This window comes from Hyphomicrobium sp. NDB2Meth4, assembly GCF_900117445.1.
GTDB lineage: Bacteria > Pseudomonadota > Alphaproteobacteria > Rhizobiales > Hyphomicrobiaceae > Hyphomicrobium_A.
The window spans coordinates 112516-126173 of sequence record NZ_FPEJ01000003.1; the positions used below are offsets into that span (position 1 = coordinate 112516).

Annotated in this window: 13 protein-coding genes and 1 riboswitch; of the genes, 8 read left to right on the forward strand and 5 right to left on the reverse strand. The window is 64.6% G+C overall.

Annotated features, from left to right (window positions below; all coding sequences use genetic code 11):
* Positions 1-72: 72 nt before the first annotated feature.
* From NDB2M4_RS06625 to NDB2M4_RS06635, 3 genes are all read right to left on the reverse strand, one after another.
* Positions 73-417, reverse strand: coding sequence for a hypothetical protein (locus tag NDB2M4_RS06625; RefSeq protein WP_072372206.1), 345 nt, complete (start codon positions 415-417; stop codon positions 73-75).
* 53 nt (positions 418-470) lie between these two features.
* Positions 471-758, reverse strand: coding sequence for a hypothetical protein (locus NDB2M4_RS06630; RefSeq protein WP_139247127.1), 288 nt, complete (start codon positions 756-758; stop codon positions 471-473).
* Positions 759-917: 159 nt separating this feature from the next.
* Positions 918-1556: a MarC family protein gene (locus NDB2M4_RS06635; protein ID WP_072372213.1), complete on the reverse strand. Its 639-nt coding sequence runs from the start codon at positions 1554-1556 to the stop codon at positions 918-920.
* Positions 1557-1743: 187 nt separating this feature from the next.
* Between NDB2M4_RS06635 and NDB2M4_RS06640 the strand changes: the two genes are divergently transcribed.
* A complete protein-coding gene (locus tag NDB2M4_RS06640; RefSeq protein WP_072372216.1) occupies positions 1744-2013 on the forward strand; it encodes an usg protein in 270 nt (89 codons plus the stop codon).
* Here the strand turns inward: NDB2M4_RS06640 and NDB2M4_RS06645 are convergent.
* Positions 2010-2594, reverse strand: a complete 585-nt coding sequence (locus tag NDB2M4_RS06645; protein WP_072372219.1) for a DUF1285 domain-containing protein — start codon at positions 2592-2594, stop codon at positions 2010-2012. The genes NDB2M4_RS06640 and NDB2M4_RS06645 overlap by 4 nt on opposite strands.
* A gap of 184 nt (positions 2595-2778) precedes the next feature.
* Here NDB2M4_RS06645 and NDB2M4_RS06650 point away from each other — a divergent pair, with 184 nt between their 5' ends.
* Genes NDB2M4_RS06650 through NDB2M4_RS06665 form a run of 4 tightly spaced genes read left to right on the forward strand, consistent with a single transcriptional unit; the run spans position 2779 to position 9768 of the window.
* A complete protein-coding gene (locus NDB2M4_RS06650; protein ID WP_072372222.1) occupies positions 2779-3777 on the forward strand; it encodes an AAA family ATPase in 999 nt (332 codons plus the stop codon).
* A 3-nt stretch (positions 3778-3780) separates the two neighbouring features.
* Positions 3781-4752, forward strand: a complete 972-nt coding sequence (locus NDB2M4_RS06655; RefSeq protein ID WP_072372226.1) for a DUF58 domain-containing protein — start codon at positions 3781-3783, stop codon at positions 4750-4752.
* Complete coding sequence (locus NDB2M4_RS06660) at positions 4749-7634, forward strand: DUF4159 domain-containing protein (RefSeq protein ID WP_072372228.1); 2886 nt, start codon at positions 4749-4751, stop codon at positions 7632-7634. Before NDB2M4_RS06655 ends, NDB2M4_RS06660 begins: the two co-directional genes overlap by 4 nt.
* Before the next feature lie 10 nt (positions 7635-7644).
* Complete coding sequence (locus NDB2M4_RS06665) at positions 7645-9768, forward strand: hypothetical protein (protein WP_072372232.1); 2124 nt, start codon at positions 7645-7647, stop codon at positions 9766-9768.
* 210 nt (positions 9769-9978) lie between these two features.
* Here NDB2M4_RS06665 and NDB2M4_RS06670 read toward each other — a convergent pair whose 3' ends face one another.
* Positions 9979-10380 carry a hypothetical protein gene (locus NDB2M4_RS06670; protein ID WP_072372235.1) on the reverse strand — a complete coding sequence of 134 codons (402 nt, stop codon included), beginning with the start codon at positions 10378-10380 and terminating at the stop codon, positions 9979-9981.
* 149 nt (positions 10381-10529) lie between these two features.
* Here NDB2M4_RS06670 and NDB2M4_RS06675 point away from each other — a divergent pair, with 149 nt between their 5' ends.
* From NDB2M4_RS06675 to NDB2M4_RS06690, 3 genes are all read left to right on the forward strand, one after another.
* The gene (locus NDB2M4_RS06675) at positions 10530-10916 is read left to right on the forward strand and encodes a hypothetical protein (protein ID WP_072372239.1); all 387 of its coding nucleotides are present in this window, start codon (positions 10530-10532) and stop codon (positions 10914-10916) included.
* 111 nt (positions 10917-11027) lie between these two features.
* Positions 11028-12503 (forward strand): DUF4332 domain-containing protein, encoded by a 1476-nt coding sequence (locus NDB2M4_RS06680; RefSeq protein WP_072372242.1) that lies wholly within the window; start codon positions 11028-11030, stop codon positions 12501-12503.
* 291 nt (positions 12504-12794) lie between these two features.
* Positions 12795-12903: riboswitch (TPP riboswitch) on the forward strand.
* Positions 12893-13654, forward strand: a complete 762-nt coding sequence (locus tag NDB2M4_RS06690) for a phosphodiester glycosidase family protein (protein WP_072372248.1) — start codon at positions 12893-12895, stop codon at positions 13652-13654. Its footprint overlaps the riboswitch before it by 11 nt.
* Positions 13655-13658: the final 4 nt, after the last annotated feature.

The following is a 13658-nucleotide window of genomic DNA, read 5'->3' on the forward strand; positions in this document are numbered from 1 at the left end:
TTGCGATACGTTAACCCAATCTGGAAGCCCCACCGCAAATGATCAAGGTCGCCAGCCACCAATTGGCGCGTTTTATCTGCCGAGGCATGCCCGATAGCGCGTCCACCAGTTGTCATTCTTCGTGGCTATCGCGCGCCGCGCGTATTTTCGGCACGAACCTGGCGAGCGATCATCGTCGCTATAGTAGCGGTAGTAATACGGCTCTTTGCTGCCGCGATCCCGCACGTCGCCGGCCCCGCGCATGGGGGGCGGAGGGTTACCCTTCAAGCCGCCATAAGTACCGCCGGGCCCCGCCCGGTGCGCATCACTCGAATAGGGCTTGGCAACCCCTGGCCGTCGATCCGGCATGGCCGCATCGGCCACCGAAGCCGCAACGGCGATGAGACCAAAGGCAATGGCGATACGAGAGGGCGACATGGCAATAACTCCGCGGCAACACCCCTTATATGGGATGTCGCCGCGGATTTTGTTTACGCGGGCGCGGGCACTGGATCTTCGGCACCGTCGTCAGGCTGCTGCGGCAGAGGAATCTCGCCGTAGTTCGGGCTGAACGGCTGCGTAGGATCGTCCTCACGCTGGAACATGCGCGCCACCGGGGGCCGTTGCGCCTCCCGACCATCGTTTTCCAGGTCGACAGGCACCACCGGTCGTGGGGGTTGCGATGGCACGAACGCACTTACCAGGCCGCTGTTGGGCAGCGGCGCTACAGAGCTGCAACCGCCGAGCGCAGCGGCTGCCAGCGAGACAAGGAGCGTCACGCGAACGCATGACGCTCCTTTTCCGGCCGTACGCTGGCCGGTACGCACATACGAACGCGACGACCACATGGGAAAACGCCTCTCAACCAGAAACGCGACTGGGAGGAGTGTGCGCGCCCGTTGGTTAATGGTCGCCTAACTGGCGTGCCAAAATGACGATCACGGACTAAATCGCAGCACGCCGCTGGCAGCGACACCATTGAATATCGCCTGCATTGCGATACCGGCGAGCAGGATGCCGAACACGCGCATGAGCACGCGCTGAGCCGTGATGCCGATCATGCGATTGATCCGATGCGACAGCAGCAGCAGAGCCAGCGTCACCAGCATCACGGCAGCCAGTGCGGCTACGGTCGTGCCGAGCAGCAGTGCATTCCCATCCGCATTCGCCGCCAGCAGAATTCCCGCGCTCATCGCGCCAGGTCCTGCAAGCAACGGCATCGCCAGAGGAAATACCGCAATATCGTCCTTAGTCTGCGCTTCCTCGTCCTCGGGCTGGGTGAGCTTGAATGCGCTCGTCGGCTTCGCGAACACCATGTCGAGCGCGATGATCAGCAGAATAATCCCGCCAGCCGTTTGCAGCGCCGCGATGCTGACGCCGAGTTCATCGAGCAGCGGCTGACCGAACAGCGTGAAGATCAGCAGCAGCACACCGGCGATTGCCGTCGCGCGCAGGGCGATCGCCGCGCGTTCGGCAAGCTCCATTTTTGGCGTCAGCGTCGCAAATAGGACCGCTGTCTCGATCGGACCGATGGTCGCGAAGAACGTTGCGAAGCTCGTCAGCGCAGTTTCAAGCATCTTTGCCCATGCATTCGGCGGATTGGTGCGCCGCCTGCGCAAATTATCAGCGCCTATCAGCAGTCACTAACGGAGGCTGCTAACACGCTCAACTATTGGAACAAATTCGTTGTCAGAGGCTTTCACTGAATTATCATCTGTCGTGCGAGTCCGGGGGGACTTCGCAAACAACTTCGGGGGACACCACATGCACGAGCCCGAATTCGCCTCGCTGCTAAAAGGCTACAGCCTGACGACTGCGGAAATTCTCTACCGCTTGCCGGACCATCCGGCCCTGCTGCAGAGCTACATCTGGCAGGACTATGATCTCCATCCTCGCTTTCCCAAACTGACAGGCTTTCTTGATTTCTGGGAAGCCAAGCTCGAGGGCAAGCTGTTCAAGGTGACGGTTGCGCACAACAAGCTTCTGTCGCCGGCCGAGGTGCGCCTCGTCGGCTCGGAGTTCAAGGTGCACTAGTCCACGTCTGGAAGCGGAAAGAAAACGCCGCCACTCCATATGCCGACTGCGCGCTTGCCTTCGCGCACTTCTTCGACGGCAAGCGCCACGAGGTCGTGCAGCAACGCGCGCGTCAGCAGCGCCTCCAGGCGGCCGCGCACGTGCACATATGGCTTCAGCCCGCCGCCCGGCTGCTGCTCCGCAAAGCGCAGCGGATGTTCCGCCCCGCACGCCACCACATCATCGACGTTCGTCCGGAATATCAGGCGCTGCTCGCTTCCGCCGCCTTGCACCTCCATCTCGACTGCGAGGAAAGGTGCATCCTCGACTTCCACGTCGACCTTTTCCGCAGGCGTGACCAGATAGGTTTTTCCGTCGCCATCCTTGCGCAGCACCCCGGCGAACAGCTTGACGAGCGCCGGCCGCCCGATCGGACTGTCCTGGTAGAGCCACGTGCCGTCACGCAGGATCTTCAGCCCGATGTCGCCGCAATAGGGCGGATTCCAGCTTTCGACCGGAGCCGGCCGGCGTTCCGCTGCACCAGCGGCTAAATCCTGAAGTCTGCCAAGACCGGCCAAATTTCCTGCCCTTATGTCATCCATATTCCGCTTTCGGTGTCATAGACACCTGCAACACATGGTGTGTGACACCCTTACCCCCAATCTAACGTAACATTCACTTGACCCAGCGCATGCCGCCTTGGATCGTTTCCTCTCCTTTTCTTTGTTAAACTGGCTTAGGCGCTGCTGACACGCCCCAATAACGACAAAGCGAGCCGCATTCACCATGAGCACCGTCATCGACACCCAAGCTGACATCGTCCCGCGACTGGAAGCGGCAGCCGAGCGCGTGCAACGTGCACACAAGGCTGCGGCTTCCGTGATCTTCGGTCAGGACGTCGTCATCGAGCGCACGCTCATCACGATCCTTTCCGGCGGCCACGCACTGCTGATCGGTGTTCCCGGCCTCGCCAAGACGCTGCTCGTCGAAACGCTTGGCAAGGTCCTGGGCCTCGACGCCAAGCGCGTGCAGTTCACGCCTGACCTCATGCCCTCCGACATCATCGGCTCTGAGGTGCTGGAAGACGTTCCCGGCAAGTCGCGCTCGTTCCGCCTCGTCAAAGGACCGATCTTCACGCAGCTGTTGATGGCCGACGAAATCAACCGTGCTTCCCCGCGCACTCAGTCGGCGCTGCTGCAGGCAATGCAGGAGCATCACGTCACCGTCGCCGGTGTGCGCCACGACATCCCTTCGCCCTTCCACGTGCTCGCGACACAGAACCCGCTCGAGCATGAAGGTACCTACCCGCTCCCCGAAGCTCAGCTCGACCGCTTCCTGCTGCAGATCGACGTCACCTATCCCGATGTGCTCGCCGAGCGTCGTATGCTGTTTGCAACCACCGGCACCGACGAGCGCCACCTCGAATCCGTGCTCAATGGCCCCGAGCTGATGAGCATCCAGCGCCTCGTGCGTCAGATCCCCGTTCCCGACAAGGTCGTCGACGCCATCCTCAAGCTGGTGCGGTCCGCCCGTCCCGGCACCGGCGCCAACGAGGAGACCGATCGCTACGTCGCCTGGGGCCCCGGACCGCGCGCCAGCCAGTCGCTGATGCTCGCCGTCCGCGCCAAGGCACTGATCGACGGCCGCCTCGCACCGTCCGTCGATGACGTGATCGCGCTCGCCGACCCCATCCTCAAGCACCGCATGGCGCTGACCTTTGCCGCCCGCGCAGAAGGCAAGGACCTCGGAACGATCATCAGCCGACTCGCATCGGCTGTGGAGTAGCGAATGGCGAATGCCGCTCACTCCGGCCAGGGCCAAGCCGCAGGCGGTGGGGTCCTGGCGCTTGAACGTGAAGCGCACGGCCTCGCCGACCGTCTTCCCGAATTGCTCGTCGATGCCCAGCGCATCGCGCAGACGGTCGCGCATGGCCTGCACGGCCGCCGCCGTTCCGGCCCCGGCGAGACGTTCTGGCAGTTTCGCCAATTCCAGCCGAGCGACACGCTGCGCCAAATCGATTGGCGCCGCTCCGCCAGCTCCGACCACCTCTTCGTGCGCGAGCGCGAATGGGAAGCCGCCCACACGATCTGGTTCTGGACCAATCTCTCTGCGTCGATGGATTTCCGCAGCGATCTCGCCACGACGACCAAACGCGATCGCGCCCTGTTGCTGACACTGGCTGCTGCCGAGTTGCTCGTGCGCGGCGGCGAGCGCGTCGCCCAGCTTGGCCTCACGGCCCCCACCGCAAGCCGCAAGGCCACCACCCGCATGGCGGAGGCCATCCTCGCCCACGAAGATTCAACCATGCTGCAAGCGACGCAGCCGCCGAAGATTCATCTGCCGCGTTTCTCCGGCGCCATCCTCGTCAGCGACTTCCTCGATCCCATCGAGACGACGCGCGAGCACATCGAGATGCTCGCCGCCGACGGCGCCGTCGGCCACCTGATTGCAGTCGTCGATCCCGCCGAGGAAACGCTCCCCTACGAGGGACGCACCGAATTCTTGAGCCCCGGCGGCGGCCAGCGATGGGTCGCGGATCGCGTGCAGAGCCTGCGCGCTCAATACCAGGAACGTTTCGCTGCCCACCGCGCCGAGCTCGCCGCTCTGGCGCATCGCCTCGGCTGGTCGTTCCTCGTCCACCACACCGACCGCTCGCCGACTGAACCGCTGCTTTCGATCATCATGCGCATGCAGGGCGGCCCGTCTGATCGCCGCTGGCAGTCCAACGAGCACGCCAACCCGGCCGAGGCCTCCAAATGAGCTTCGGCGCGCTGGCCTTCCTCAATCCCTGGCTGCTGGCGGCGCTCATCACGCTGCCGATCATCTATTGGCTGCTGCGCACCGTCCCGCCGAGCCCGCACAGGGTAACCTTCCCACCAACGCGCATTCTCGTCGGCCTCGAGAATGCCGAGAAGACTCCCGCTGCATCGCCTTGGTGGCTGACGCTTCTGCGCCTGCTCGCTGCAGCACTGCTGATCCTCGCGCTCGCCGAACCCGTGCTCAATCCTTCGCGCGAAGCCGCGTTGAAAGGATCCGGCCCCGTCGCGCTCGTGATCGACAATGGCTGGGCCTCTGCCGCGCACTGGACCGAGCGTCAGCAGATGATCGATCGCCTCATCAACGAATCAGAAAGCCAGAACCGGCCCGTCGTCATCGTACCGACCGCTAGCACCACCAAGAGCGTCAACCTGCGCATCGAGGCTCCTTCCGATGCACGCTCGACGGCCGCTGCGCTTGCACCCCAACCGTTCGCGCCCAACCGCCTCGCCGCCGCGAACGCGCTCGCAACGGAACTCGATGGCAACGGCGGGGCGCCCAGCATCGTGTGGCTCAGTGACGACATCGATCACGACGGCAAGTCAGCCGACGTCGCGGGCAAGCTGCGCAGCCTCGCCGAAGGCGGCACGTTCGCGGTCATTGCCGATGCACGCTCGTCAGAACCGCTAGGGCTTTCTGCCGGCATTGGCGAAAGCGGCAAGCTCGAAGCCCGCGTGCTGCGTCCCCAAGGTGGCGCGCGTAACGGCTTCCTCCACGCCATTTCGACGCGCGGACAAAGCCTCGCCGAAGCCCCGTTCAAACTCGCCTCTGGCGAGAACGCCGCAACGATCCCGTTCGAATTGCCGCTCGAGTTGCGCAACCAGGTCGGCCGCATTGAGATCGCCGGCGAGCGCTCGGCAGGCGCCGTCAGCCTGATCGATGCGCGCTCGCAATGGCATCGCGTGGCACTGATCTCCGGCGAAAGCCGCGAGCAGGCGCAGCCGCTGCTGGCCCCGCTCTACTACATCGAGAAGGCGCTCGCCCCCTATTCCGAGCTGATCAAGCCGAAGGGCTCCAACCTCGCCGCCGGCATCCAGCAAGCTCTGTCCCAGAATGCCAGCGTGCTCATCCTTGCCGACATTGGCACCTTGTCAGGCGAGGCCGCAAAGCACGTCGAGAACTGGGTTGAAAAGGGTGGCGTGCTCGTGCGCTTTGCCGGTCCGCGCCTCGAAAACGGCGGCGATGATCTGTTGCCCGTGCCGTTACGTGTCGGCGGCCGCACCCTCGGCGGCGCCCTGTCTTGGTCGACGCCGCAGAAGCTCGCTCCCATCGAGGATCAGAGCCTCTTCGCCGGCATCCCCGTGCCGCCTGAAGTGAGCGTCAGCCGCCAGGTCCTCGCCGACCCGGCCATGCTCGGCCCAGACGTGCACGTCTGGGCACGCCTGCAGGATGGCACACCACTCGTCACCGAGCGCAAGCTCGGCGAGGGCCAGATCATCCTGTTCCACGTCACCGGCAATTCCGATTGGTCGAACCTGCCGTTGTCGGGACTGTTCGTCGAAATGCTCCGCCGCATCTCCGCGCTCGGCACCAATGTCGGCGACGGCACGGACGCAGCCGCCGGCGGTGCCAACGAGGCCGGAGCACCCGACACGCCGACCGTGCTGCCTCCGCTGCAGACGCTAGATGGCTTCGGTGTCCTCATTCCGCCGCCGCCCACCGCCCAGCCGATTGCGGCATCCGAGGTGCGTGACCTCGTGCCGAGCCTCGATCACCCACCGGGCTATTACGGCGGCGGAAGCTCTCCGCATGCCGTCAACGTGCTTGGCCTCAAGAGCACGCTGAAACCTCTACCCTCGCTCCCGGCCGGCACCGAGTACCTCAGCTACGCCAGCGAAAGCGCACGCCCTCTCAAGTCGTGGATGCTGCTCGCCGCGCTCGCCCTTCTTTTTGCGGATATTCTCGCCGTGATCTTCCTCCAAGGCGGCTTCATCTTCCGCCGTCCCTCGCGACGCGCAGCGCACGCAGCGCTCGCGCTATTGATTGCTGGCGCGGCCACCTTCACCGCCACACCGCGCGCTGACGCTCAACCAGTGGATGCGCCTCAAGCGCAAAGCATGAGCAGCAAGCAGGCGGCCGATGAACGCGCCATCGAAGCAACCAGCAAGGTGACGCTCGGCTACGTGCTGACGGGTGACAAAAACGTCGACGACATCAGCCGTCTCGGCCTCGACGGTCTCGGCCGCCTTCTTTCCGTGCGCACGGCCGTTGAGCCCGGCCGCCCGATGGGCGTCAACATTCTCACCGATGAGATCTCGTTCTTCCCGGTGCTCTATTGGCCGGTGCTGCCCGACGCGCAGCCGCTGCCGGAGGAAACGCTGGCGAAGATCGACGCCTACATGAAGCAGGGCGGCCTCATCATTTTCGACACCCAGGACTACGGCCGCGGTCTCTCTGGCGGCGTTGCGCCCGGCCTTGGCGAATCCGCGCTTCAGCGCATCATCGGTAAGCTCGACGTGCCGCGTCTGGAGCCCGTGCCTGAAAACCACGTGCTGACAAAAGCGTTCTATCTCCTGCGCAACTTCCCCGGCCGCTGGGATGGCGGGCAGCTGTGGGTCGAAGCGCTCGACAACAGCGGCGCCGACACGCGCCGCGCCCGCGTCTCCGATGGCGTTACCTCCATCATCGTCACGCCGAACGACCTCGCGGCAGCCTGGGCGCTCGATGAAGGCGGACGGCCGATCTATCCCACAGTCGGCGGCGGCGAGGACCAGCGCGAGATGGCCTTCCGCACCGGCATCAACATCGTCATGCATGCGCTGACCGGCAACTACAAAGCCGATCAGGTTCACGTCCCAGCGCTGCTCGAACGGCTCGGACAATGAGGAGCCGCGGATGAACTGGTCGATCGATTTCGCACCAATGCTGCCCGGCCCCTTCTTCTGGGCCGCGGGCATCATTGCCGCTCTGCTGACGGGCTATCTGCTGTGGCGCCGCTCGCGTGGCGCGCTGCTGCGCGCCGCTGCCATCGCCGCAGTGCTGCTTGCGCTTGCCAACCCGACGCTGCGCGAGGAGCAGCGCGAAAGCCTTGCCAACGTCGCCATCGTAATCGTCGACGAGAGCGCCAGCCAGACGCTCGGCGACCGCAAGGCGCAGACCGCAGCCGTAAAGCAGGACCTCGAAGCCAAGCTCGGTAAGATTCCCAACCTGCAAGTGAAGTGGATCCCAGCGTCCCGCCCGGGCGACAACACATCACCCGGCACCCATCTTTTCGCTGACCTCAACAAAGCGCTGGCCGATACCCCTCCCGACCGCCTCGCAGGCGTCGTCATGATCACCGACGGCGAGGTGCACGACGTTCCCAAGACCGCTTCCCAACTCGGCTTCGACGCGCCCGTTCACGCGCTGATCACCGGCGCACCCGACGAGTTCGACCGCCGCATTGAGGTGCTGTCGGCGCCGCGCTACGGCATCGTCGGCCAGTCGCGCGACATCGAGGTCGCCGTCCGCGAAACCGGCAAGAAGGGCTCCGTCGCCGAACCGATCGCTCTACGCGTCCGCCGCGAGGGCCGCCCCGACGAGCAGATCACCACCATGGTCGGCAAGCCGGTCAAAATCGAGATGCCGTTCCCGCATTCGGGCCAGAACATTCTCGAGGTTGAGCTCGATACGGCACCGGGCGAGTTGACGCCGGCCAATAACCGGGCAGTCATCGCCGCAGAAGGCGTGCGCGAGAACCTGCGCGTGCTGCTCGTTTCCGGCGAGCCGCACGCGGGCGAGCGCACCTGGCGTAACCTCTTGAAATCTGACGCCGCCGTCGATCTCGTCCACTTCACCATTCTGCGCCCGCCCGAGAAGCACGACGGGACGCCGATCAATCAGCTCTCGCTGATCGCCTTCCCGACGCGTGAGCTGTTCTCGGAGAAGATCAACGACTTCGACCTGATCATCTTCGACCGCTATCAGCACCGCGGCCTGTTGCAACTGCCCTATTACGACAACATCGCCCGCTACGTGGAAGAGCACGGCGGCGCGCTGCTCGTCGCCGCCGGCGATGACTATGCCGGCAACCTGTCGCTGTTCCGCACACCGCTCTCGCCGGTACTCCCCGCGGTGCCGACCGGCCGCGTTCTGTCGGAGCCATTCAAGGCCAAGCTCACCGACGACGGCCGCAAGCATCCTGTAACCCAGGGGCTGACCGGCGCCGGCGCCAAGAACGCGCAGCCCACCTGGGGTCGCTGGTTCCGCCAGGTCGAGGTTCAGCCCGAGCACGGCCGCACGCTGATGGACGGTGCCGAGAACGAACCGCTGCTCATTCTCGATCACAAAGGCAAAGGCCGCGTCGCCCTGCTCACCTCAGATCAGGCTTGGCTATGGGCACGCGGATACGAAGGTGGCGGCCCGCACAGCGATCTTCTGCGCCGCCTTTCGCACTGGCTCATGAAGGAGCCGGACCTCGAGGAAGAGCGCCTGATCGCTTCCGCCCGCGGCCTGCACCTGACGCTCGAGCGCCGCTCCATGGAAGCCAAGGTGGCACCTGTCACCGTACTCGGCCCGGGCGGCGAAACCTCGCAGGTTGTCCTGGAGCCCGCGGGCAACGGCATCTGGCGCGGCAGCGTCGATGTAAAAATCCCCGGCCTCTACAAAGCGCAGACCGAAGCGCCCGAAGGCGAGCTGACCGCCGTCGCTCACGCCGGCATCGACGATCCCATCGAGATGAGCGAAGTGACGGCCACGGACGCCAAGCTGCAGCCCATCATCGACGCCACAGGCGGTGGCGCCTTCTGGATGAGCTCGTCAGCGGAATCAACGCGCGCCAATCCTTCATCGGTGGCCGTACCGCGCATCTCAATGCTCTCCGGCGCCAAGGTGCTGGCTGGCTCCGGCTGGCTTGGCCTCAAGGACCGGCAGGCCTTCGTCACCCGCGGCGTGAAGCTGACGCCAATGTTCACCGGTTTTGGCGCACTGGCAGCACTGCTGCTGCTCGTCTCGCTCGCCTGGTGGCGCGAAGGCAAGTGATTTCTCTGCAGCGACCACCCATCCGGGCCCTGTGCTGCATTGACCTCCCTGTTCCGTCACGGCCGCGCAGGCGGCCGTCTACGCCAGCTTCAAAACACTGGACCGGCGATGGAAGAACGCCGGGCCTTCCAAATAGGCGTCACCCCGTTCGATAGTTGCGTGGATGGCCACCTTCGTGGCCATGACGTTTGTGTGGGGCCGGCTCCCCGCTTATCCGCGCACGACGCGCAGCAGCGCCGCAATCCACGCGACGCTCGCCAAGGCGGCGAGAATGATCGACACCCAGCGCACCGCATCGAGATCGACGACATTCACGTCCGGTCGCGACCGGCTGTAATGGACGGTCAGCGGAACGGCGTCTTGTGATAGCGCCTCGTAGAGATCACGGTTGATCGTTTGCCGCCCCGCGTGCTCGCGGCCCCCCTCGTCGATAAATCGATAGCTGGCGAAGTAGCGGTTGGGATCGCCGAGCACCACTTTGCCCAGCTTACGCTCGCTCTCGGGCCTCACCGATAGAGCCTTCGCCGAGCCACCGTCGCTGACAATCAGCCAGTACGTATGCCCGTACCAGGCCGCCAGCGCGGTCGCCACCAGCGCAATCGCCACCAGCATCTTTCCTCTCCGCCACTTTAGCCTCGTCCCAGCCGCGAATTGGAAATCATCCACGTTCAGGTGCCCCCGGCAGCCCATTGTGATTTGTCCCATCCCGCCATGGGGCGCACATTTTCGCAACGTACACTTCCACGCAGCAGGAGAACGCCATGGACACCTCGCTATTTCTCGCGCGCTTGCTCGGGCCGATGCTCGTCGTCCTCGCAATCGGCCTGATCGCCTGTCAGGAATCCTGGCGCGCCATGGCGAAGGAGTTCATCGCCAGCCGCCCATTGGTCTTCCTCAGCGGCTTGCTCACGCTGCTCGGTGGTCTCGCCATCGTCAATACGCACAACGTCTGGGAAGGCGGCTGGCCCATCGTCATCACGATTTTCGGCTGGCTCGCGGTCGTTGGCGGCGCCGCGCGTATGCTCTTCCCGCAGACGGTCATGGGCCTGGGCAAACGGATGCTCGACAATAAGACCTACCTCACAGTTGGCGGGATCGTCGAAGGGCTGATCGGCCTCTGGCTTTGCTACGCCGGCTACATGGCTTGAATAGAGCCTAGTCATCCACCCCCACGTTGCAGCAACGGCGCAACGCTCGTTTGCGTCCCTGCCCGAGTCGCCTAGCGTCGCCGCCAAACCTCCTCACCGCGGAGCGCCGGCATGAGCTTCCTCTACCGCATCATTTACGCGGCCCACGCCAACGGCACGCACCACAAGCTCGCGCTCGACGCCTTGAGCTACCTTGAGGATGCAAGTGCCGAGCAGTGGCGCAACGTCTTTCTCAAGCACGCGAAGACCTATCTCGACGGCTCGAAGGCGCCCGACAACGTCTTCAAGGACTTCAAGAATCACGTCCTGCACGTGCGAGACGACTATTGGGGCGGTGCGCCGGAAAAAGCCGTCGAGTGGTATGCGACGCTGCTCGAGAAGCTGCGCGCCGAAGCCTGGGAGGAAGCGGTCCACGCCGCCGGCGTACTCAGCCATTACGTGACCGATCCGTTCCACCCCTTTCACACCGGCCAGACCGAAGCCGAGAACGCCATCCACCGTGCCTGCGAGTGGAGCATCAATCGCTCTTATGATGCGCTCGCAGCGCTCGGCCGCGAGCGATTTGCCACGAGTGAAATCGCCATCCCGGCGAGCGCAAAATGGCTGCAGGAATTGGTCTGCCAGGGCGCCGAGACGGCGAACCGCCAATACGAGCGCCTCATTGCCCACTATGACATTCACCGCGGCATCGCCGATCCGCCATCCGGCCTCGACGACACCGCCCGTGCCCTCGTCGCCGAACTCATCATTGAGGCGTCGAAGGCATTCGCGCGCATCCTCGACCGTGCATTCGCTGAAAGCGCGGCCAAGCCGCCGCAAGTCTCTCTCACCGCCGAAACCTTCCTCGCCACGCTGCAGATCCCGATGAAGTTCATCGAGAAAAAGCTCGCCAACGCCGAGGACCGCGCCCAGGTGCGGGCCATGTATCAGGAGCTGCAGGCGACCGGCCGCGTCGAAGCGACATTGCCGGAGGACGATCGCACCGTGCGCGACCTGCACGCGAAGGAAGTCATCGCTCCGCGCGAGCTAAAACAGGCCGCCGCCCGCGCCCAGCGCCTCGCCACCAGCACGCCCGCGCGGCCAGCCGTCAGCCAGAAAGCGACGCCCACAACAGCGGCCGCAAAGACACCCGAAGCCGCCGAGACCCGCAGCACCCCGCGCGTGTTCCTCAAGGCATCAGATGACGTCGAAACAGCGCCATCGATCGGCACGCGCTCGGCCCAGAAGCTCGCCGAAGCGGGCATCTTCACTGTCGCCGACCTTCTCTCCGCCGATCCCGAAGCCTCCGCAACAACCCTCCGGCCGCTCGGCATCAGCGCAGCAACGCTGCGCCTGTGGCAGCAGCAGGCCCGTCTCGTGATGGACATCCCCGGACTGCGCGGAACCCACGCGCAGCTTCTTACCGGCGCAGGCTACATGGATGCCAAATCGGTCGCCGCAGCGGAAGCCGGCCTCGTATGCGCGGCCGTACTCCGCTATGCGGCAACGTCGGAAGGACAGCGACTTTTGCGCCAGGATGGCCCGCCAGCAACCGACAAGATCGAGAGCTGGGTCGCCAGTGCCGTTGCCGCACGCGCCGCTGCGTAATCGGCAACGCCCTCAGCGCCGCCCAACAAGGCTCGCCAGGCTCGGCTGCCATCTACGCAGCGCTCTCAGCGACTGCGCGACCTTCCAGCTCCTGCTTTCCTCCAGCGCGCGCTGCCGAGCCTGCTGCTCGGCTTTGAGGCCGTCCGTATAGAAACGATAACGCGACTCCTCTTCGAGGCACCCAGCGTCTTTCCCCACCAAATCGCCCGTTGTCTCTCTGCTGTTGCACTCTGGCTACGCACCCCTAGATCCCGGCGGGGTTGCATCTCCGCGCACAAACGCGCAGATTACGCCCGTTCCGAGGGGCGCCGGCGAACCGGCTGAGATCGCGTTGATCGCGCGAGCACCCTTAGAACCTGATCCGGTTCGTACCGGCGAAGGGACGGAATATGGACGCTGGCAATTTTAAGCACTTTTCTCGTGCCGTTCTGATCGTGCTCGCCCTCGCGGCGAGCGCCTTCGCGTGCCAGGCTGCCTGCCGCACGACCAGCATCGAAAGCGCGCGCTACGTCATCTGCAGCTTTAATGCGCACGATGGCATCGAGCTGTTCCTGCGCGGCGAAAACGGCGCCCCGCTCGGCCAGTTCGAGCGCGTACGCGATACTCTGCAAAAGCGCGGCCGCACGCTGCTCTTCGCCATGAACGCCGGCATGTACCACGAGGACCGCTCACCAGTTGGGCTCTACGTCGAGGGCGGCCGCGAACTGAAGCGCCTCTCCACGGCAGATGGCCCGGGCAACTTCAGCATGAAGCCCAACGGCGTATTCTACCTCACTGAAAAATCCGCCGGCGTCCTCGAAACGAAGGCCTTCGCGCGCCGCAAACTGAAACCGAAATTCGCGACGCAATCCGGGCCCATGCTGGTGATCGACGGCAAGCTACACCCACGCTTTCTCGCCGACAGCACCTCGCGCAATCGCCGCAATGGTGTCGGCGTCAAAGGCAGCGAGGTGATCTTCGCACTCGCCGATGACCCCGTCACCTTCCACCAGTTTGCGCGCGTCTTTCGCGACGTCCTGAAGACACCGAACGCGCTCTATCTCGATGGCTCGATCTGCCGCCTCTACGCCCCCGAACTCAACCGCAACGACTTCGGTTTCCCCCTAGGTCCGATCGTTGCCGTCTCCGCCCCCGCCGGCCAGCAAAGGTGACCCC